This window comes from Rhizobium sp. 3T7 (assembly GCF_020166565.1).
GTDB lineage: Bacteria > Pseudomonadota > Alphaproteobacteria > Rhizobiales > Rhizobiaceae > Rhizobium.
The window spans coordinates 224,103-245,664 of record NZ_JAIQXS010000004.1; the positions used below are offsets into that span (position 1 = coordinate 224,103).

Genomic DNA, 21,562 nt, shown 5'->3' on the forward strand with positions numbered 1-21,562 from the left:
TCGCCATGCAAAAGCTATTGCCACGCCCGTTGCCGACCAACCGCAAATCCTCCCGCCACAAGGACAGAGGCGATGGTGGTTTCACGCTTTTGGAGCTGCTGGTCGTGCTGGTGATCCTGAGCCTGGTTGCAAGCATTGCCGCTCCGCGTGTGCTTGGGTACCTCTCTGAGGCGCGTGTGCGGGCAGCACGGCTGCAGATCGAAGCGCTGACCTCAGCATTCGATCTTTTCTATCTCGACACGTCGCGCTACCCGACGGAACGCGAGGGCCTCACGGCCTTGGTTAGCGGCACAGCCATCAAGCGCTGGAAGGGTCCCTACATTCAGCAGGCCTCGGTGCCGTTGGATCCATGGGGCCACGAATATCAATATCGCATTGGCGACAAGGGGCGACCCCAGATCATTTCCTTTGGTGCCGATGGCGTTGAAGGGGGGGTCGACAATGCCGCAGACATCGCGATCCAGTAGTCATTCTTCGAGCGATGGCGGTTTTGCCCTGCTCGAACTCCTGGCAGCACTTGCAATCGTTGCCTTCGTCGGGGCGGTCGCTCTGCCTTACATGATCAACACCGGACAAACGATGCGGCTGAAGGTTCAGGCTGCGGAGATTGCAGCTCTCCTGCGCCAAGACCGGAATATCGCGATTGCCGAAGGCCGGACCGTCGTGTCGACGATCGACGCTCGTCGCGGCACGGTTCTGTCGGGTTCTTCCGCAAGAAGGGTCATCTTGCGTGAGGGGTCTGCGATCCGGGTAGGGCGCGCGTCGCACGCCGGCGTGGTGGCATTTCAGGCCAACGGCCTCTCATCCGGCGCGACATTTGATATCCAGGGACCGCGCGCGACCTTTCGCATATCGGTGAACCCACTGACCTCGGGCATCATGCTATCAACGATCGAATGAGGCCCCGCATGCGCGCGAATCCCACTCACAGTGCTCTAAGGATACGCGATCGGCGCGATCAGGGTTTTACGCTGCTTGAGGTTCTGGTGGCGGTGGCGATCCTTGCCGCCCTGCTCTACGTCGTGCCAAGAAGCCTGGTCTTAGCACGCACCTCGATCGTCCAGTCCCATGCCTGGCTGGAAGCGCGGCTGGTTGCCGAAGAAGTCCTGGCCGAAGAGTTGCACAGCGGAGCCATCCGCCCCGGTACCTTTGGCGGCGTAAGCCATGGACGCAGATGGCGCGCCATTGTCACACCATCTGCAATCGCTGAAGGGCGTGGGCCAGAGGGACAGATACTGCTCGAGGCAAGGCTTTCCGTCGACGTATCGCCTTCCCGCAGGCTGGCTGTCGATCGGCTGCTGATCGGGGTGGCAGAATGAGGAAGAAGCGCGAGAGAGGAGACGGTGGCTTTGCTATGCTGGAGGCGCTGGTTGTCCTCCTGCTTAGTGCGCTCGTATTCCAGGCGCTGCTGCTGTCGGCCTATCTTGTGGCGCGATCTTCTGCCGCGGCCAGCCGGGACGCGGGAAGCGTCGAGCGGCTGGCGACCGGGCTCACCGCCCTGCGACGCGACTTGTCTGAGGTCGCGGCAATCAAGACGAGCGAGAGAGCCGGCGCGCCCTTGCTGTTTTACGGCAGCGAACAGGCCGTTGGGCTCGCGACCGGCTCGGCGTCGGATCAACTGGTGTGGATCTCGGTCAGGTCGGGCGACCTCGTTCGGTCGGCAATTGCGCGGCTTCCCTCGGCAACCAGCTTTGAAAAAGTACGTGTCGCGACCCCGACAGCGGTGCTGCAGGGCGGGTGGGACTATCGCTTCTCCTTTGCCCAGAACACTGAAAAGGGTGTCGTATGGAAAAGCTCCTGGGCCGATCGCCCACGGCTTCCCGATATCATTCGCCTGCAGATATGGAACAGATCCGATGGCAGGCGCCAACCTTTGACGCTCGTGGTTTCGCCACATGTCGATCCGCCGCGGCTATGCCCGGAAGGAGCGAACTGCGAGGGAGGCCCCGATGCGACGTGACAGCGGATATGTCACGCTGGCGACCCTTGTCGTATGCGGCTTGCTGGCGGGAATTGTATCGACACTGGTGTTGTCAGCACAGCCGACCCTGGTCCTTACCCGATTGGGGGTTGACGATCTCGTGACGGAGAACCTGCTCGACAGTGGCGCCACAGCCTCCGCCTATCTCCTGTTTGCCGAAGGCAAGGATGCTTCGGTGGTGGATGGTCGCATCATCACCTTGCCGACAGGCAGCGTTACGCTACACGTTGCGGCCGAGGCAGGCCGGTTCGATCTCAACGCCTCGCCGCCCGAACTGCTCAAGGGCCTCTTCAAAGCAGTGGATGGCCAGTCCCTTTCACCTGACGCATTTGCGGCGCGGATCGTTGACTGGCGCGACGGAAACGACGAGCGGACGCCTGAAGGCGCCGAGCGCTCCGACTATCGCGGGGCCGGAGCAAACGGCCTGCCAATGAACGCCAAATTCCAGTCGGTCGGCGAGTTGCGCTTCCTGAAGGGACTGAGCGAGAATGACTACATGAAACTCGAGTCGTTCCTCACGGTGCACAACCGGGGCGGCATGCTTTATCCGAAAGCCGCATCCCGGAAGGCCCTGCTTGCAATCCCTGACATGAGCGAGGCGGACGCATCTGCCCTTGCCGAACTGCGTGGCGCCGAAGACAACGACGAGCGGCGCGCCCTTTTGCAGAAATACAAAGGCTTCCTGACGGAAGAGACCCCCACGGTTTATCGCATCACGCTTGTCGCACGCAGCAAAAGCGGCCGCACCGGAACTGCCGAGATGATTGCGGGCGATGCCAAAGACAGCCCAAAAGGCTATGTCGTCCACTCGTGGAACCTCGCCGGACCGGCGGCTCATTGATGGCGGGGAGTATCGAATGACCGGCCTCACTACATCGATCAGACGCAGCGGTTCGGCACTGCTGGGCGAGATGGTTTCCTGGCAGGCAGCAGCCAACATCCCCCGCCGAAATAGTGGAACATTCCTCGTCGTCGAAGAGCCGACCAAGCTTGTCTGCTATCGCGCCTCCAGGGCGGGACCGATCCACAAAGCCGAGGGACCGCGTGACGATCTCACCTGGCTCAGCAAGGTCGTCGGAAATCAACCGATCGAAGTGCGCCTTGGCGCCGATCGTGCGGTCGTTCGATCTCTCAAGCTTCCGGCGGCCAGCAGAAATCATATCGATGCAATCATCCGCCACCAGCTCGAACAGCTTGTTCCCTGGCCTGCGGACAGGATGACGTTCGACTACGACCTGCAGGACGAGGAGGCGGCAAGCCCTTCTGATCAGCTCCACCTGCGGGTCGTTGCTGTGTCTCTGTCCGCGATGCGGTCGGCAATCGACCCCTTCAGTGCCGCGGGCGTCAAGCCCGTTGTCGTCGGCCTGGCGGCCGATCCGCTCGGAAAAGCCAGCGCAATCAATTTACTACCGGGCGCGAAAGCGGCGCTCACGGAGCGGCGTTCGCGCATCGCGCTCCTTTCCCTTTGCGTCTTGGCAGCCATCGGGACATTCATGATCACGGTCGGTGGCTGGCGGCTCCACCAAGAGATGCAGGAAGCCAAGCGGATCGAAGCCTCGCTCGTCAGTCTTCGCAGCACGATCGATAAAGCTCGCCAGAAGGCCGAGCAGGCGGACAGCTCCAGCGTGAAGCTCGCGCGCAAATGGGATGCCGCCCCCATGGTCGTCCTGATGGATGAGCTGTCGAAAATCATTCCGGAAACCACCTATCTGACTACACTTGACGTTGCCGATCGGGATGTGCGGATTGCAGGGTTTTCAACCGATGCTGCCAGCCTGATCAGGGTCATCGAGGACTCGGATATGCTGGAAGCGGCAAATTTCTCCGCGCCGGTTGTCCGTAACGGCGACAACGGCAAGGAGCGGTTTGAAATCCTGGCCCGTCTTGTGGGAGCGAAAACACAATGAACCGCAAAAGGGGTACCGCGAAGAACGTTAGGGCGGCCGTTGTTGCGGTCCTTGCAGCTCTGCTTCTGGTTCCAGGCGCTATTGCGGCATGGAGCTTGATGGAAGCACGCCACCTGTCACAAGCAAATGCCGAGCAGCAACTGTCCCTCGACGCGCTGAAAGCCAAGCTGGCAGCGCTCGAAGACAGCAGCGCAAATGATGCAGATGGGGATGGCGCCGCAATCTACCTGGCGGGCGATACCTCCGCTGTCGCTGGTGCCGAGTTGCAACGGCTGATGACTGAAATGATCAGTCAGACCGGAGCAAAGATTGCTCAGTTTGAATTCGTGGAGCCGGCGGAAGATGCGTCCGACGACGGCACCGTCGAAATGCGCGTTCTTTTTGAAACAACGACAGAGCCGTTGCAGCAAATTCTCTTTGCCACCGAAAGCAACCGGACAGCGCTCATCTTCAAATCCATCACTATCGAGAGCGCCGAATCGAGCGTAGACAATAAAGAGCCGCCTTCTCTGCGCGTTTCGGCCTCGGTTGAGGGCTATTGGCGAAGGAGCAAGCTGTGAACGGTCGGGCAAGACTTGGTACCGCGACAGGCGTCATCGTGCTGGCGATTGCGCGAGCCGCCTTGTCGCAATCAGAGCCGGACACAGCAGCACCATGGCTCAGTGGTGTTACACTGGAGAAGCTTGAGGCGACACGGCTTCATCCGCTTTTTTCACCGCTAAGGCAGCCTCCAGTCATCGACGAGCCGGTCGTCGAAGCTGCCCCTGTGGTTGCGAGTATATCGGAGGCATCTGTATCGCCGCCTCAGATGAAGCTCGTTGGAATAATTTCGGCGAGCGGAAAACGCCAGGCGCTCCTCCAGGACCCCGCAAGCGGCCAGATCCATCGCTTGAAGAGCGGCGACAGGCTTCAAAACTGGGTGGTGTCCATCGTCGACAATCGCACCGTCCAGCTCGAGCAGAATGGCCAGCACCAGGACTACCGGATGTTTGCGCCGACCCAGTAGCGTCACTCAAACCGTAACGCGCAGCACCTCCTCGATCGAGGTGATGCCCTTGCGGTATTTCGCAAAGCCATCGTCGAGCATCGTGGTCATGCCAGCGTGCACAGCTGCAGCCTGGATCTTCTGCGGATCGACGTCCTCACGGATCAGCCCGCTCAACTCGGCATCAACAGGCAGAACCTCGAAAATTCCGACGCGTCCGCGATAACCGCTCTCGCCGCAATAAGGACAGCCGACGGCACGAAAACAAGTATCTCCGGGGCGCGATACGAAGCCGCGGCGTGCAAGGGCGGCATGCTCAACGCCCGCGCCATCGGCCACGGGCGACCTGCAGCGTTCGCAGAGCCTCCGGACAAGCCGCTGGGCAATGACGCACCTCAGAGCCGACGCAAGGAGGAAGGTTTCGACGCCAAGATCCATCAGTCGTATGATGGCGTCTGCCGCACTGTTCGTGTGTAGGGTCGTCAGCACCAGGTGGCCCGTGAGGGCCGCCTGGATGCCGATCGACGCCGTCTCGCTGTCGCGCATCTCGCCGACCATCATGATATCGGGGTCCTGGCGCAGGAAAGAGCGCATCGCATTTGCAAACGTCAGGTTGATCGACGGCTTCACCTGAGTCTGGCTGACACCGGCGATCTGATACTCGATCGGGTCTTCGATCGTCATGATCTTGCGCTCGGGACTGTTGAGGCTCGACAGCGCCGCCGTCAGCGTCGTTGTCTTGCCGCAACCGGTCGGGCCGGCAACGACGATCAGGCCATGCGGTTCGGCAACCTGCGTGCTCAAAATCGAAAAATCGCGCGGCGCCATGCCGAGGCGCGAAAGATCGAGAGCCTCGGCACCCTTGACGAGAATTCTCGCCACAAGCGCCTCCCCATGCAGCGTCGGCATCGTCGCCACACGAAAATCGGCGCGCGTGGTGTTAATCGTGATCCGTGCACGCCCATCCTGCGGCAACCGGTGCTCGGCAATGTTAAGACCGGCAAGGATCTTGATGCGCGAGATGACACCTCGTGCAATGTCGTTCGAAAGCGGCTGCATCGTCCTTAGCATACCATCGACGCGCATTCGCAACCGCACGCCATCCGGTTGCGGCTCGATATGGATGTCCGTTGCAGACAGGTTGAGCGCGGTCTCCAGCAACTGGTCGACGGCCCGAACGATCGGCGCGCCGCTGGCGAGATCATGAAGGCGATCAAGATCCTCGTCCGTGCTCTCCGCACGCGCGGCCGTTCGTTCGGTTGCCGCTAAGGCAGGTGTCCGATCCCTGGAAAGCAAGCGTTCGAAGAGCATCGCCATTTCTTCGAATGTCGCGACCCTCATCTCCACGCGTTGCCCGAGGGCTGCCAACGCGGCGTCGATGGCCTCCTGGCGCGTCGGGTCGGCTATGACAAGGATCGGCTCGCCTCTTTCTAGCGCTGGAAGGGCCCAAGCTGCACGAAGAAATCGCGGCGACAGGTCCTCGGTAAATTCGGGACGGAACTCGATCTGGTCAACGGCAGCACGAGCGAGCCCGTGAAATTCAGCAATCGCCTTGGCGAGTTGATCCCCTGAAAGAATACCCGTCTCCCAAAGCCCGCTGTAGCTAGACGGCGGGTCCTTGAGCATTCGCTCAAGCGACAACCGCTCGGATGGCCCGATGAGGTCATCGTTCATTGTGAGGTATCGGATAAAGTCGATCGAAGTCATTGCGGCAGCCATTTTTAAGCTCTCGCCCTGTGTCTCCTGCCCACGTTCCCTGCTGCGAGCGATAAGGACAGATTCCGCGAAGTTCAACGGCAAGTCCATGCCAACCTTTGCGGTAACCAAGAAAGCCCTTGCACGCCGCCTACCGTAAGATGTGAATAGCCGTCATTAGACGATAGTGCCCCCCCTTAAAAGTGCTAGGCTCAACCTCTGAAAGCTGGAGAATCAGTCGAGGGGAGATGAGACCTAGCAATACAATTGGTCGGGCAGGATTGCTTATCGGATGGTGTCTGCTGGCCACTGGGTGCGTGCTACCCGATCACGGCTCGATGGATAGTTCCAAGTCCATCCTCGGATCTGTAACCAATGCTGACCTTTCGGCTCGCTCGCCGCGTCCCGACGGGATGGCAGCCGCGAGCAATGGAGGCAGGCCCAGCCTCGTTCAGGGTGTTACCTATGTAACCCCGGGTGATGGCGTCGTTGATCCCATGCACACGGGCCAGACGCCTGCCACCGGAAACGAAGTCAACCTGAACTTCCAGGGCGCCGACCTCAAGGACGTGGTGCAGGTGATCCTGGGAGACACCCTTGGCCAGACCTATACGATCGATCCGAAGGTGTCGGGCAGCGTGACGCTCTCGACTGCCCGCCCGGTGGAGAAGGGCGAGCTGCTGTCGATCCTGGAAACCCTTCTGAACATGAACGGCGCCGATCTCGTCCGGCGCAACAACACCTACCAGATCGTCGAGGCCGGTTCGGCGGTGGCAGGTCAGGCAAGCATGAAGGGAAGCGGGCCGGGCTTCGGGCTCACGATCATTCCCGTGCGGTATATTGGCGCACAAACCTTGGCGCGCCTGATCGACGGTTTCGGCGCAAGGCCGGGCGCAATTCGCGTGGAAGCAACGCGGAACCTCCTCGTTATCGCCGGAAGCGGCGCTGATCGTCAAGCAGCGCTGGAAACGGCAAGCGCGTTCGACGTTGACTGGATGAAGGACCAGGCCGTCGCCATTCTGCCCCTGCAGAATGCCCGCCCGGAGGCCGTCATTCCCGAGCTCGAACGCATTTTTGCAGCAAAGGGTACGGAAAACGGCGCAATTCAGTTCATGCCGATGCCTCGGCTTCGCGCGATCCTGGCCGTATCGCAAAGCCGCACGCTTGCTGAGCGTGCGCAGACGTGGGTTCGTCGGCTGGACCGGGAGAACCCTGACTTCGGCCAAAGCGTTCACGTCTACCGCGTGAAATACCGGGACGCGACGAAGATTGCCGAACTCCTGCAAAAGCTGTTCTCGAGTGGCGACGACACGGAAAACGGGGAAAAGCCGGCGGGGACAGAAGCTTCGGCTGAGACGGCCGATGCGGCGGCTGCCCCAACAGAGGCGAGCGCAACCACCGGCGCTGGAACTGAGACGGCCGAGATAGATCCTGCGCGCTTCGGTGCGCCGACATCAAATGAACTGGGTGCTGACGCCGTGCGCATTCGCGCCGACCCTTCGAACAATTCGATCGTGATCTACGGCGATCTCGAAATGCGCCAGCGGGTGCTCGGAGCGCTGACCAGGATAGATGTGCCGCAGCTGCAGGTCGCGATCAGCGTGACGATGGCCGAGGTGCGCTTGACCGACGATATGCGTTTCGGCGTCCAGTACTTCGTCAAGAGTCATCACCTCGGAGCCGGAAGCGACAACGGCTCGGTTGGGCTCTTCAACGTCCTGGCCGACAACATCGCGCGCGAAGTGCCCGGTTTCAACTTCGTTTTAGGCAGCGAAAGCAGCCCGGATATCATCATCAGCGCCTTGGATAAGGTCACCGACGTCCAGATTCTCTCGTCGCCATCCCTGGTCGTGCTGGAAAACGAGGTTGCGCGCTTTCAGGTCGGCGACCAGATCCCGATCATCACACGCACCGTCACACCGGTCGATTCGGCTGACGCGCCTGTCAGCAACGAGGTGCAATATCGCGATACCGGCATCATAATGAATGTGCGTCCACGAATTGCCGAGAACGGTGTCGTGGCGATGCGCATTGAACAGGAGATCTCCTCGTCTTCGTCGCCCGACAGCCTGACGCCGACAATTTCCAACCGCAGCATTTCCAGCTCTGTTTCCGTCGTCGACGGCCAGACCGTCCTACTCGGCGGCTTGATCAGCGAACAGGCACAGCGCGCAAAGGACGGTATCCCGGGCCTCAACCGGATGAAGGTCGTCGGCAACCTGTTCGGCAGCAAGAACCGCGCCAATACGCGGACCGAGCTCCTGATCTTGATCAGGCCCATGGTCATTCGCGACGGGCGAGACGCGCAGAGTGTCGCCCAGGAGCTGCAATCAAAGATGTGGGGCATGGGCGGGCGTAAGATCAAATAGTGCTGTGGCGAAGGACCATCATGACCGATCTGGCGGCAGTCGCTTTGGCAACACTGGCGGCACTTGCGATCGGATGGACGACACTGCCACTGCCCCGTGCGCTTCTCGCCGCAACGCTTGCCGCCATGATGGCATCAGTCACGATCGAGGACTGGCGGAATTTCAGGGTCCGTGACTCTATGAACATCGCGTTGGCGGCGGTGGGAATCGCTGTTTTCCTATTCGGTATCGATCCTTTGGGCTCGGATGCCGTACGATCCCTGCTCACCGTCATCATGGATGCGGCGCTGACCGGTGGCGCGCTGCTCTTCGTACGGGAGGCCTATTTCAGGCTTCGTGGCATGGAGGGGCTGGGGCTCGGCGATGTAAAATTGGCAGCCGCGGCGGGGATATGGGTAGGCTGGCAGCAATTTGCCTTGGTCGTCTTCTTCGCAACCCTGGCGGCGCTTCTCTTTGTCCTCGTCAGAACCAGCCGTCAGGGCCACTGGCCGGCAACGGCCCGTATTCCCTACGCGTCATTTCTGGCACCGGCAATCTGGCTTAGCTGGTACTTGGCGCAATGGGACAAGATCACCCTTCCTTGAAGTACACACCCGGCATTCCCTTGTTGGCCCGCTCTAGCCGCCTCTGATCGAGCCGCGCCAAACCAATTCGGCATGAAGCCGGATCGACTGCTCACCATTTTCCGGCTGGGGATGCGAAAGCCACTCGACCGCCCTGGCAGCAATCGCCGAAATCGGCTGGGCGAAGGTTGTCAGGTCATAAGAAGACCATGCAGCCTGTTCGATATCGTCGAAGCCGGCAATGCAAAGCTGGCCCGGCACCGAGATCGAGAATTGATGGCGGGCGGCATCCATGAAGCCACAAGCCAGGAGATCGGTGGCGCAGAAGACGGCATCCGGCCGCTCGGTGCGCGTCAGCATTCGCTGCGCCAGGACTTTTCCCGCCTCGTAGCCCGTCCAGCCGTGGCGTTCGACGGAAACCTCCATCCCGAGCGCGGCGGCCGCTGCAACAAATCCGCGCTCTCTCGCCATCAGACTAGGTGTTCCCACTTCCGAATTGGCAAAGGCCAGCGTCCGGCATCCGGCTCTGACAAAGGCCGTCGCCACGCGTCCGGCCGCCTCGTAATCGTCAAGGTTGATCCGCAAAGGACCGGGCTGCTCGTCGTCGCGATTGATGAGGACAAGCCGCTGTCCGTTGCGCAAGCACAGTTGCACGATGGACTTGTCAGGCATGCCCGAGAGGACGATCGAGGCATCAGCGCGATAGCGGATCGCCTGACGAAGAGCGTGGTCGACACTGCCGTCGGAGCGGTCCGTATTGATCAGCATCGCGACCTTGCCGCTATTTTGGAGCAGCAACGTCACTTCGCGCAGCAGCGCAGAACGGTACGGCGTCGCGAGATCGGAGACGATCAGGCAGACGATGCCGCTCTCATTGCGCATGAGACCGCGCGCAAGCTCATTGACATGGTAGCCAAGCGCTTCGGCAGCTTCGAGAACGCGCCGTCGCGTTTCTGCTGAAACGCTGGCACCCGGCGTGAACGTCCGCGATACGGCGGATCGTGAAACCCCTGCCCTGTCTGCGACTTCCTGCGCGCTTACAAACACCTTTTCAGACACGCGGTTCAATCTCCGTTCGCAACAACTCTGCACATTGCTGCAAAAGTGTGCAAGCGCCTGGCTCAGCAGCGACGTATGAAACTTTTATGAACAAGTGTATTGAGCCTATCTGCGGGGCCAAACCTGCGCCTGCACGCGATTGCAACGCGAGCCACGTGATACCGTCATGGCGGGACCGAAGGAAGCGCTCCGAAAAGCCGAAGGCCAATCGATGATCCGCGTAAAATCGTGAAGCTATTGGGCCAGTTCGCAGATAGTCAAAGGAACGATGAAAGATCGCAACCATAAGCGGTCTATTTCCGACAATTGGCTGCAGACAGTAACTGGTCGGTTTTCCTTACACACGCATGAATAAGCCTATCGGGGTATGTCCCGCCATGCAGCATACCGCAGATTACTGTCGTTCTCTCTCGCCATAAACATGACAGGATAGTGCCTCTGAACACATGTTGCATTGCGATTGGGGGCGTTTTCAATGCTGCGGATTAACATCAAGAACCGCGATTATTTGAGCGCGTACGGTGGCACCTCGAGTGTTTATAGCGCAGCCGCAACGGGCAGCGCTCTTCTCGTGAACGCAACAGTAGGTTCGTCAGTCGGCAGCGACCGGCCAAATGCCGACCTGGGCGCTGTTGGCTCGGTGAACGTCTCGCTCACGGGATCCCAGACGACGACATCTCCTTTGACGAATGATGCAACAGCGCCGCAAGTGTCGCCGGCAGCAGGTGCCGTCTCTCCTCTCGACTCGCCCAGCAGTGCCGAATTCGCTTTGGGCGACGCCGCAACGTCGACAACAAGTTCTTCGACGACGGATCCAGAACCGGCAGCAAAGCCACGCACCGTCCTGCCTCCCGGCCCCTCCACGCTCATTGCCACGACGTCTGTGGAGCCCGATTTGACGGATGCTCCCACTGCCACGCTCACTGTCTCAGACGTGAGTGACACATCGACTATTCCGGACTTGAGCTTTGCGATTACAAATATCGGAACGGCAGAGCAAGATAGTTCTTCCGCATCGGCACCGACGACCATGGCGACAACAGCCCCGGTGGACACCGTGGCTGCAGTTGTTGCTCCAGAGCAGGATAGTTCATCCGCGGGGGCCACAGTGACGGCAGTGGCTGCAGTTGCTGCTCCCGTCACGCTGAACAAGACCGCTCTCGAAAACATGAAGCAGGGCAATCCGATCAGCGAATGGGGGATTGACGGCGACGGTGGCGGCACCATCCAAGGCTTTGCAACCGAAATCAGCACCAATGTCGGCCAGACCGTCGATTTCAAGATTGCCACAGATTCGACTCACTACCGCATCGACATCTATCGCCTCGGCTATTATGGCGGCGACGGCGCGCGCAAGGTTGCCTCGATCGGCAAATCGCTGACGACAGCGCAAATCCAGCCTCACCCGATCGTAGATATGTCCCTCGGTTTGATCGACTGCGGCAACTGGTCGGTTTCGGCAAGCTGGCAGATCCCGGCAGACGCTGTATCAGGTGTCTATATCGCCAAGCTGGTGCGTGAGGACGGCACGGAAGACGCAAGCATCATTCCGTTCGTCGTGCGTGACGACGCCTCAACGAGCGACATCGTCTTCCAGACCTCAGACACCACCTGGCAAGCCTACAATGCCTGGGGTGGAGCAAGCCTCTACTACGGAGAAGTTCCGACTGATCCTGCAAATATGATCGGATACCTGCCTCCGAACTGCAGCTGCGGTTTGACGGCGATCGGGCGTGCATCTGCGATCAGCTACAATCGACCGATTATTACCAACACGAGCCCGACTGGCGGCACACACGACTTCATTTTCGGCGTCGAGCATTCCGCTATCCAGTGGTTGGAGCAGAATGGCTACGACGTATCCTATGTCACGGGCGTCGATGCCGCCCGAAATGGCAATCTGCTGCTCAACCACCAGGCCTATCTGTCGGTCGGGCACGACGAATACTGGTCAGCCGAGCAGCGCGCCAATGTCGAGGCCGCACGCGACAGCGGCGTTAACCTCGCATTCTGGAGCGGCAACGAGTGCTATTGGAAGGTCCGCTGGGAAAGCAGCATTGACGGCAACGGCCAAGCTTATCGCACGATGGTCTGTTACAAGGAAACCTGGGGAACCAGCACCGATCCGAGCAGCACTGGCACTGGCACCTGGCGCGATCCGCGTTACGCCGACCCAGGACAGGAGCCGGAAAACTCCCTCACCGGCACCATGTTTACCGTCGATGGCTACCGTTTGGATACAATCTCCATCCCTTATGACTACTCGAACCTGCGCTTCTGGCGAAACACCGATGTCGCCAACCTCCAGCCCGGAGAAACTTACAATCTCGTGCAGAATTTGCTGGGCTACGAGTGGGATTCCGACGTCCAAAACGGGTTCCGACCGGACGGCCTGATAAACCTTTCGCTCTCCAGCGTGTCGGTCAACAGCTATTTGCGTGACTACGGGACAACAGTTGGCAACGCCGTGGTTGAACACAGCCTGACGATGTACCGGGCCGAAAGCGGCGCATTGGTCTTTGGCGCAGGCACCGTTTTCTGGTCCTGGGGTCTGAACGACCAGCATGAAGGGGCATCAACGCCGACAGATCCGAACGTCCAGCAGGCCATGGTCAACATGTTCGCGGACATGGGTATCCAGCCGACCACCCTGGATGCCAGCCTGATTTTGGCAACGCAGTCGACAGATATTCTAAAGCCAACATCGACGATCACCTCGCCGGTCATTGGCGCAAGCTTTGTCGAAGGACAGCATGTTACGATCACCGGCACGGCCCTGGATTTCGGTGGCGGCATCATTGCCGGCATCGAAGTTTCCACGGACGGCGGGCAAAACTGGTTCAAGGCCACCGGCCGCGAGAACTGGAGCTACAGCTGGAATGTACAGGCAAGCGGCACGTATACCATCATGTCGCGCGCAGTCGATGACAGCGTCAACATGGAAACCCCTTCCGTCGGCAAGCAGGTCACCGTCGTCCTGCCGGCGACATCAAGTCTGTGGACGCTTGCATCAAAGCCGACCGTGGAAACCGCGATCGATCGCGATCCCGTGGAGCTTGGCGTGCGCTTCCAGGCTACAACGGGCGGCTTTGTACAGGGCGTCCGTTTCTACAAGGGCTTTTATAACACTGGCGAACATGTCGTCAGTCTCTGGACGAGCACCGGAACGCTGATTGCGACCGGCGTCTCCGTCAACGAGTCGCTGTCCGGTTGGCAGACCGTCATGTTCTCCAGCCCGATCGCTATTTCGGCGGGAACGACCTATGTCGCATCCTATCATAGCAACGGGTTCTTCTCCGTTACAGAGAATTACTTCGGCGCGACATACAGCAACGGAGCACTGAAGGCAGTCGATGGTGGTGGTGTCTATGCCTATAGCACCAGTACCGGCACGTTCCCGGGCAATAGCCCGGGAGGCTCCAACTATTGGGTTGACGTCATTTTCGACGCCGGTCCGAACAGCGTCCCGGTTGCCACCGATGACAGCGGCCTCTCGATTTCGCGCAACGGCACGCTGACGATTTCTATCGCTTCGCTTGTTGCCAACGACGTCGATCCAAACGGTGACACGCTCACCATCTCGGCGGTCGGGAATGCCACGAACGGCACGGTCTCGCTCGATACACAGACAGGCAATGTCATCTTCACACCGAATGCGAACTACACCGGTCCGGCAAGCTTCAGCTACACACTTTCTGATGGGCGCGGTGGCACCGACGAAGGCAACGTCAGTCTGACCGTCGAAGAAGGACCGGTCGGCCAGACATTGTTCCAGGCCGGCGACGGCCCGAGTGGCGCTGGTATCCATGAAAATGCTCCGCTGGAATTGGGCATGAAGTTTACCGCCTCGACAAGCGGGACCCTCACCGGCATTCGCTTCTACAAGGCTGCAGGCGACACAGGCGCCCACACCGGCTCGATATGGGCTGCGGACGGCACGCTGATCGGCACAGTCACATTCACAAGTGAGTCCCTGAGCGGTTGGCAGACGGCCAAGTTCTCCTCGCCGATCCAGATTACGGCCGGAACCACCTACATTGCTTCCTATCATACGACGGGCAGCTACGTCGCAACCGCCGATTACTTTTCGACTGCCCACACCAGCGGCGCGCTGACGGCCTTGTCAAGCTCTGCCAGTGGCGGCAACGGCGTTTTCTCCTATGGGACGAACACCACGTTCCCCACATCCAGCTACCAGGCAGCGAATTACTGGGTCGACGTCGTATTCAACCAATCAACGGTCAATAATGCGCCGGTTGCGGCCAACGACAATGGGTTTACCACCTATTCGAACACGGCCCTGTCAATCGCGGCGGCAAGTCTGCTTGCCAATGACACGGACCCTGACGGCGATGGGCTGACGATCACGGGGGCGAATGGCGCAACAAATGGCACTGTGGCATTTGATAGCCAAACCAACTCCGTCATCTTCACACCGACGACGAATTACGTCGGCGCTGCAAGCTTCAGCTACTCGATTTCCGACGGTCGCGGCGGAACATCGACAGCCACTGTCTCACTCAACGTCGGAGCCCAAGCCATCGGTGCGGGCCTATTTGCCACCACGGACACACCAAGTACTGCCGCCGGGAACGATTCGTCCTCTGTGGAATTGGGCGTCAAGTTCGTGGCATCTGCGCGCGGCGAAATCACCGGCTTGCGCTACTACAAGAGCGCTCAGGACGTCGGCACCCATATCGGCTCACTCTGGAGCAGCAGCGGCCAACTTCTCGCGACGGCAACCTTCACCAACGAAACGGCAAGCGGCTGGCAGACCGTCACCTTCTCGCAGCCAGTTAGCATTTCTTCTGGCGTGACCTATGTCGCAAGCTATCATTCGAATGGCTTTTATGCAGCGACGCCCAACTACTTCACGACGAGCCATAGCAACGGTGTGTTGACAGCGCCGTCCAGTTCGGAAAGCGGCGGAAATGGCGTTTACGCATATGGGAGCGGCAGCCTGTTTCCAACCGCGACCTACAATTCGGCCAACTACTGGGTCGACGTCCTCTATCAACAGTCGTCACAAAACACTGCGCCGGTTGCCGTCAATGACAATGGAATTTCCACGGGCATCGGAACGCCGGTCGTCATCCAGGCATCAAGCCTGCTTGCCAATGACAGCGATCCTGACGGGGATCAGATCTCGGTTGCCAGCGTTGCCAACGCGATCAATGGTACGGTGGCTTTCGACAGCCAATCCGGCGCCATCACCTTCACCCCCCTGGCCGGGTACTCCGGTGCAGCCAGCTTTGACTACACGATCAGGGATTCTCAAGGCCAGACCTCAACGGCCAATGTCGCGGTTAGCGTGACCAACCAGGGTCCCGAGCAGAATGTCTTTGCCGCCGGCACGACCCCCGCAATCAGCTCCGTCAGTGACAACAGCCCGGTCAATCTCGGCATGAAGTTCCAATCGGATGCGGCCGGCTGGATCACCGGTATTCGCTTTTACAAGAGCGAGGAAAATACCGGACCCCATACGGGCTATCTGTGGACGGCGAGCGGCACATTGCTTGCGAGCGCGACCTTCACCAACGAGAGCGCAAGCGGTTGGCAGTCCGTCAATCTCTCGCAGCAGGTCGCAATCGATGCCGGTACGACATACGTCGTCTCCTACAGCACCAACGGCAACTATTCGGCAACAGGCAACTACTTCGCTGACAGCACGACAAACGGCAACCTGCAGGCCATGTCGTCAGCCCTCAGTGGTGGCAACGGCGTCTATGGTTACGGCTCCAGCGGGCTGTTCCCGACAAGCACATACAACAGCACCAACTACTATGTGGACGTGGCATTCAGGCAGCAGCTCGCAGCGTAACAGCGGGTGGGGGAGTATCAATGACAGGTGGCGACAAGCGCCTCCCAGTAACGGTTTTGGCGGGTTTCCTCGGCGCGGGAAAAACAACCATCCTCAACCATGTATTGCGTAACCGGGAGGGACGCCGGGTCGCTCTCATCGTCAATGACATGAGCGAGATCAACATCGATGCCGAGCTCGTCCGTGATGGCGGCGCCAACCTCTCGCACACCAATGAAACGCTGGTTGAACTCACCAATGGGTGCATCTGTTGCACGCTTCGCGACGATCTCTTGAGCGAGGTGCGTCGGCTTGCTGCCGATGATCGCTTCGACTACCTGCTGATCGAGGGCACCGGGATCGCCGAACCTCTGCCGATCGCCGCCACATTTTCCTTCCGCGACGAAAATGGCAGTGCGCTCTGCGACGTTGCGCGGCTGGATACGATGGTTTCCGTCGTCGACGCGGCAAACCTCCTGGCGGATTACTCGAGCGCAGATTTCCTCAGTGATCGCGGTGAAACTCGTGACACCGATGACGAACGAACACTCGTCGATCTCCTCGTGGAACAGATCGAGTTTGCCGATGTCGTTGTGATCAACAAGGTCTCGCAGGTCAGTTTAGAAACACGCGCGATGGTGCGCCAGATCGTTGCCGCGCTCAATCCCGATGCCCGCGTCATCGAGACGGACTTCGGCGATCTGCCGCTTTCCACCATTCTGGATACCGGTCTTTTCAGCGAAGCGAAGTCTGCTCGTCACCCGTACTGGCACAAGGAGCTCTACGGTTGGGGCGACCATGTTCCAGAAACCGAAGAGTACGGTATTTCGAGCTTCGTCTATCGCGCACGCCGCCCCTTTGACCCGGCAGCGCTCGATCGCTTTCTCGCGCAGCAGTGGCCGGGCCTCATCCGCGCCAAGGGGCACTTCTGGCTGGCAACACGACCGAACGAAATCGGCCTGCTTTCCATCGCCGGCAAACAGCGGCGCACCGACACAAAGGGCTTCTGGTGGGCGAGCGTGTCCAAGGCACATTGGCCACGTTATCCGCAATTCCGCCAGCTGCTCGACCGCCATTGGGACGCGGTCTGGGGCGATCGCCGCCAGGAACTCGTGTTCATCGGCGCGGGCTTCGATCAGCAGGCAATCAGCGCCGCACTCGACGACTGCCTGATCGGAGAAGAGGCAAGCTTTGACCCAGATCTCGGCAGAGGTCTCGCGGATCCGTTCCCGGCCTGGCAACACACGCAGCATCACCATCCATGATCACTCATCAAAACGAGGAGACGACAATGAGCAATGAACTCTATGCAGACGGAATTGGCGAAATCACCGTCACCGGCACCATCGTGCGCATCGATCTGATGTCGCTGTCGGCCACCGAGCGCGATGCGAGCAACAATCCGAAGCCCGTCTTCCGCCAGCGCATCATCATGCCGGTCGACGCCTTTGCGAACGCTGTCGACCTGATGCAGAAGGCACTGGGCGGATTGGTCGAGGCCGGTGCCGTGCGCCGTATCAACGATCTGCCATCAAGCCCGAAGGCTGAAATCATCCAGCCGTCGGGTAGCGCGGCTAACGCCTCACCCAATTTCAACTGACCAGCAATTCCTCTTCAACGCAGACACTCGGGTGGGCCATGAGTACATTTTTGCACACCAATCTTCACTGCCTTGCACTTGTCGCGCGCCACCACGGCGTCGATCTGTCCCCCGAGCGCCTACAGCACGACTATGCTGTCGACGAGCGGCCGGTCGAAGTCCGGCAGTTACTGCGGATGGCCAAGGATGCCGGTCTTCGCGCCAGGCAGATCAGCCTCAACTGGTCGTCGTTGCTCCAGCTGGGCGAAGCCTTTCCGGTTCTGGCGGAACTCGAAAACGGCAACTGGGTGGTCATTGCCGGACCCGCCATGGGTGAGGAAGAGGCAAAGATCAGGGTTCTCGACCCCCTGGCCGAGCGCCCCGACTTCATTCTCCTGAACGAGGAGCAGTTCACCAGATCCTGGCGCGGATCCGTCGTGATGCTGAAGCGAAACTTCAGTCTCAATGATGCCGACCAGCCCTTCGGCTTCCGCTGGTTCATTCCCGAGATCATCAAGCAGCGCAGCTTCTTCCGCGATGTTGCCCTTGCAGCCATCGTCCTTTACGGCCTTGGCCTGATGACCCCGATCTTCTTCCAGCTCGTCATCGACAAGGTGCTGGTTCATCAAAGCTATGCAACGCTGACGGTCCTGACCATTGGCATCGCCATTGCCCTTGTCTTCGATGCTGCCTTCAGCTTCCTGCGGCGCTACCTGTTGCTCTATGCCACGAACAGGATCGATATCCGTATTGCAACTCGCACCTTCGGGCATCTGCTCAATCTTCCAATCGCTTTGTTCGAGCAGGCATCCGCAGGTGTTCTCGTCAAGCACATGCAGCAAACCGGCAGGATTCGCGAGTTTCTGACAGGCCGCCTCTTCCTGACGCTCCTCGACGGCGTTTCCTTGTTGGTCTTCATTCCGATCCTGCTTCTCTATAGCGTGAAGCTGACGCTCGTCGTCATCGGCTTTGCCGCGCTTGTCGGTCTCGTCGTCATGCTTCTTGTCGGCCCATTCCAGCGCCGTCTCCAGGCGCTCTACAAGGCCGAAGGCGACCGGCAGGCCCTGCTCGTTGAAACCGTTCACGGCATGCGGACCGTCAAGTCGCTGGCGCTTGAACCGCGCCAGCGTCGCGCCTGGGATGACTATTCGGCGCAATCGATATCCGTGCGTTTCCGTGTCGATAAGATCTCCACCGTCGCTCAGTCGATGACCGGGCTTCTCGAGAAACTGATGAGCGTCGCCATTATCGGGCTCGGTGCCCTTGACGTCTTCAGCGGCGCCATGACGATCGGCGCGCTGGTTGCATTCAACATGCTGGCTGGGCGGGTCTCTGGCCCGCTTGTCCAGATCGTTACCATGGTGCATGAGTACCAGGAGGTTGCGCTTTCGGTACGCATGCTGGGCGAGATCATGAACCAGCGTCCGGAACAAGCCGGTCGCGGTCGCGGCATCCGCCCGCATCTCAGAGGCAACATCGAATTCGACAAGGTAACGTTCCGCTATGGGCCGGATGGGCCCCCTGCGCTCGACGACGTCTCCTTCAGTATTCCCGCCGGCTCCGTCTTTGGCGTCGTTGGCAAGAGCGGTTCTGGCAAAACCACGATCACTCGCCTCATCCAGGGTCTTTATCAGAACCAGCAGGGCATCGTTCGAATGGATGGTTATGACAGTCGGGAGATCGACCTCGTGCATCTGAGAACGAGTACTGGCGTCGTGCTCCAGGACAACTTCCTGTTTCGTGGCACCGTTCGCGAGAACATCGCGGCAGCAAAGCCCGATGCAAGCATCGAGGAGATCATGGAGGTCGCGCGTATTGCCGGCGCCGAGGAGTTCATCGAACGGCTTCCGCGTGGTTTTGACACAATGCTGGAGGAAAACGCCTCGAACCTGTCCGGCGGGCAGAAGCAACGCCTGGCCATCGCCCGCGCACTCATCACCGATCCGAAACTCCTGATCCTGGATGAGGCCACCAGCGCGCTTGACCCCGACAGCGAGACGATCATCCGCCAGAACCTCAGCCAGATTGCGGCCGGGCGAACGGTGGTCATCGTTTCGCACCGCCTCTCCACGCTTGTCGATGCCGATGCCATCCTCGTCGTCGAACGGGGCAAGATCGCCGATATCGGCAGGCATGATCAACTCGTGACGCGCTGCATGACATACCGTCACCTGTGGTCTCAGCAGATGAGGCAGGTAGCATGAACGCGCGCGCTGAAAAACCAAAGGAGAACCTGCCTGTTTTGACGGCGGCCCAAGTCACGCAACCAGCCCTCAGGCGCTCGTTTCCAGCTGCAATCGCAGAGTTCCAGTCAGATGCTGTGGAACTTGAAGAGCGCGCGCCGCCGAGAGTCGCCCGCATGACGCTCTACGGCATTACTGCGCTGATTACCGCGGCAATCGTCTGGGCGTCGGTATCGTCGATCGATGAGGTCGTCGTCGCACCCGGCAAGCTGGTTACGACCCAGCCGACCATTGTGGTGCAGCCGCTGGAGACATCGATCATCCGGACAATCAATGTCACCGCCGGGGAGATCGTGGAAAAAGGTCAGGTGCTGGCTACGCTCGATGCGACGTTCAGCCAGTCTGACGTCGATCAGCAACGAGCCAAATTCGTAGCCCTCGACGCCCAGGTAAAACGCCTGGAAGCCGAGCTTGACGGCACGGACTACACCAAGACTGCCGGCTTATCGCGCGACGAACTGCTTCAGATGCAGTTGTTTGGGCAGCGCCGCGCCTATCATGCAGCGCAGTTGCAGAACTACGATCAGCAAATTGCGGCCCAGGCGGCGACGATTGCCTCAAGCCGGAACCAGGAGGCAGTCCTTGCCAATCGACGCGAAACGCTGTCGCAGATCGAAGGCGCTAGGGAACGGCTATATGATCGCGAGAGCGGGTCTTTGATAACACTCCTGGGATCGCGTGACGCCCGTCTTGACGTTGAGACCAGCCTTACGGCTGTCCGGGGCAAGGCCGATGAAGCCGAGCATACCTTCGCCAAGCTCAAGGCGGATCGACAGGCATTCATTGAAGACTTCCGACGCGCCGCCATGGAGCAGCTTGTAGACCTGCGTAGCCAGCGCGACACTGCCGCCGAGGAACTGAAGAAGATGGAACTCCGGCGCGACATGGTGGCACTGACGGCACCAGCCAATGCCGTCGTGCTCGACCTAGCGGCGCGCTCGGTCGGCTCGGTGGTTCGAGAGGCCGAGCCCATCGTGACGCTGGTTCCGCTCAATGTGCCGCTGGAGGCCGAGGTCTCGGTCAATACGCGCGACATTGGCCGCATCACCACGGGCAAGGAAGCGCGGATCAAGTTCGATGCCTATCCGTTCCAAAAATTCGGTACCGCGTCGGGAACGGTTCGAACGGTGAGCCGTGACGCGTTCACGCCATCTCAGCAAGAGGCAGCGACTCAAACGGCCGCTCCTTACTTCAAGGCACGTATCCCGTTGGCCGATCCAAGGCTGAAAGGCTCAGACGAGCCCGTGCGACTGCTGCCCGGTATGACCGTTTCAGCCGAGATCATGGTCGGTCATCGCACCGTCATCTCATACTTCCTCTATCCCATCCTGCGAGGACTGGATAGCGCAATTCGGGAGCCGTGATACGAAGGAGGCACCAT

The 21,562-nt window shown here is 59.9% G+C and carries 18 protein-coding genes; 15 read left to right on the forward strand and 3 right to left on the reverse strand.

What is annotated here, in order from left to right; genetic code table 11:
* Nucleotides 1-5: 5 nt before the first annotated feature.
* The 8 genes from gspG to K9B32_RS08440 are packed head-to-tail and all read left to right on the forward strand — an operon-like array spanning nt 6 to nt 4,894.
* Nucleotides 6-467, forward strand: a complete 462-nt coding sequence (gene gspG / locus K9B32_RS08405; RefSeq protein WP_224561487.1) for a type II secretion system major pseudopilin GspG — start codon at nt 6-8, stop codon at nt 465-467.
* Entirely contained in the window at nt 442-900 is a 459-nt protein-coding gene (locus tag K9B32_RS08410; protein WP_224561488.1) for a prepilin-type N-terminal cleavage/methylation domain-containing protein, read from the forward strand. The genes gspG and K9B32_RS08410 overlap by 26 nt, the downstream gene beginning before the upstream one ends.
* An 8-nt stretch (nt 901-908) precedes the next feature.
* On the forward strand, nt 909-1,319 hold the full coding sequence (locus K9B32_RS08415) for a prepilin-type N-terminal cleavage/methylation domain-containing protein (RefSeq protein ID WP_224561489.1): 411 nt from the start codon (nt 909-911) through the stop codon (nt 1,317-1,319).
* Nucleotides 1,316-1,960, forward strand: coding sequence for a hypothetical protein (locus K9B32_RS08420; RefSeq protein WP_224561490.1), 645 nt, complete (start codon nt 1,316-1,318; stop codon nt 1,958-1,960). The genes K9B32_RS08415 and K9B32_RS08420 overlap by 4 nt, the downstream gene beginning before the upstream one ends.
* On the forward strand, nt 1,950-2,822 hold the full coding sequence (locus K9B32_RS08425; RefSeq protein WP_224561491.1) for a general secretion pathway protein GspK: 873 nt from the start codon (nt 1,950-1,952) through the stop codon (nt 2,820-2,822). Before K9B32_RS08420 ends, K9B32_RS08425 begins: the two co-directional genes overlap by 11 nt.
* Nucleotides 2,823-2,838: 16 nt before the next feature.
* Complete coding sequence (locus K9B32_RS08430; protein ID WP_224561492.1) at nt 2,839-3,888, forward strand: PilN domain-containing protein; 1,050 nt, start codon at nt 2,839-2,841, stop codon at nt 3,886-3,888.
* Nucleotides 3,885-4,448 (forward strand): type II secretion system protein GspM, encoded by a 564-nt coding sequence (gene gspM, locus K9B32_RS08435; RefSeq protein ID WP_263490573.1) that lies wholly within the window; start codon nt 3,885-3,887, stop codon nt 4,446-4,448. Before K9B32_RS08430 ends, gspM begins: the two co-directional genes overlap by 4 nt.
* Nucleotides 4,445-4,894: a pilus assembly protein PilP gene (locus K9B32_RS08440; RefSeq protein WP_224561494.1), complete on the forward strand. Its 450-nt coding sequence runs from the start codon at nt 4,445-4,447 to the stop codon at nt 4,892-4,894. Before gspM ends, K9B32_RS08440 begins: the two co-directional genes overlap by 4 nt.
* 6 nt (nt 4,895-4,900) lie before the next feature.
* Here K9B32_RS08440 and K9B32_RS08445 read toward each other — a convergent pair whose 3' ends face one another.
* On the reverse strand, nt 4,901-6,547 hold the full coding sequence (locus tag K9B32_RS08445; RefSeq protein WP_224561495.1) for a GspE/PulE family protein: 1,647 nt from the start codon (nt 6,545-6,547) through the stop codon (nt 4,901-4,903).
* 359 nt (nt 6,548-6,906) lie between these two features.
* Between K9B32_RS08445 and gspD the strand changes: the two genes are divergently transcribed.
* Both gspD and K9B32_RS08455 read left to right on the forward strand, forming a co-directional pair.
* Complete coding sequence (gene gspD, locus K9B32_RS08450) at nt 6,907-8,937, forward strand: type II secretion system secretin GspD (RefSeq protein WP_224561496.1); 2,031 nt, start codon at nt 6,907-6,909, stop codon at nt 8,935-8,937.
* Between the two features lie 20 nt (nt 8,938-8,957).
* Nucleotides 8,958-9,521 carry a prepilin peptidase gene (locus K9B32_RS08455; RefSeq protein ID WP_224561497.1) on the forward strand — a complete coding sequence of 188 codons (564 nt, stop codon included), beginning with the start codon at nt 8,958-8,960 and terminating at the stop codon, nt 9,519-9,521.
* 33 nt (nt 9,522-9,554) lie between these two features.
* Here the strand turns inward: K9B32_RS08455 and K9B32_RS08460 are convergent, their stop codons facing one another.
* Both K9B32_RS08460 and K9B32_RS29030 read right to left on the reverse strand, forming a co-directional pair.
* Nucleotides 9,555-10,559: a LacI family DNA-binding transcriptional regulator gene (locus K9B32_RS08460; protein WP_224561498.1), complete on the reverse strand. Its 1,005-nt coding sequence runs from the start codon at nt 10,557-10,559 to the stop codon at nt 9,555-9,557.
* Between the two features lie 537 nt (nt 10,560-11,096).
* Nucleotides 11,097-11,477, reverse strand: coding sequence for a hypothetical protein (locus tag K9B32_RS29030; protein WP_224561499.1), 381 nt, complete (start codon nt 11,475-11,477; stop codon nt 11,097-11,099).
* Nucleotides 11,478-11,667: 190 nt separating this feature from the next.
* Here K9B32_RS29030 and K9B32_RS08470 point away from each other — a divergent pair, with 190 nt between their 5' ends.
* From K9B32_RS08470 to K9B32_RS08490, 5 genes are read left to right on the forward strand one after another with little or no spacing between them, the layout of a single operon-like run.
* Nucleotides 11,668-16,380 carry a DUF4082 domain-containing protein gene (locus K9B32_RS08470; RefSeq protein ID WP_318013320.1) on the forward strand — a complete coding sequence of 1,571 codons (4,713 nt, stop codon included), beginning with the start codon at nt 11,668-11,670 and terminating at the stop codon, nt 16,378-16,380.
* A 20-nt stretch (nt 16,381-16,400) separates the two neighbouring features.
* Nucleotides 16,401-17,624 carry a GTP-binding protein gene (locus K9B32_RS08475; RefSeq protein ID WP_224561500.1) on the forward strand — a complete coding sequence of 408 codons (1,224 nt, stop codon included), beginning with the start codon at nt 16,401-16,403 and terminating at the stop codon, nt 17,622-17,624.
* 26 nt (nt 17,625-17,650) lie between these two features.
* On the forward strand, nt 17,651-17,959 hold the full coding sequence (locus K9B32_RS08480) for a hypothetical protein (RefSeq protein WP_224561501.1): 309 nt from the start codon (nt 17,651-17,653) through the stop codon (nt 17,957-17,959).
* Between the two features lie 38 nt (nt 17,960-17,997).
* Complete coding sequence (locus tag K9B32_RS08485; protein ID WP_224561502.1) at nt 17,998-20,142, forward strand: peptidase domain-containing ABC transporter; 2,145 nt, start codon at nt 17,998-18,000, stop codon at nt 20,140-20,142.
* Nucleotides 20,139-21,545 carry an HlyD family type I secretion periplasmic adaptor subunit gene (locus K9B32_RS08490; protein ID WP_224561503.1) on the forward strand — a complete coding sequence of 469 codons (1,407 nt, stop codon included), beginning with the start codon at nt 20,139-20,141 and terminating at the stop codon, nt 21,543-21,545. Before K9B32_RS08485 ends, K9B32_RS08490 begins: the two co-directional genes overlap by 4 nt.
* Nucleotides 21,546-21,562: the final 17 nt, after the last annotated feature.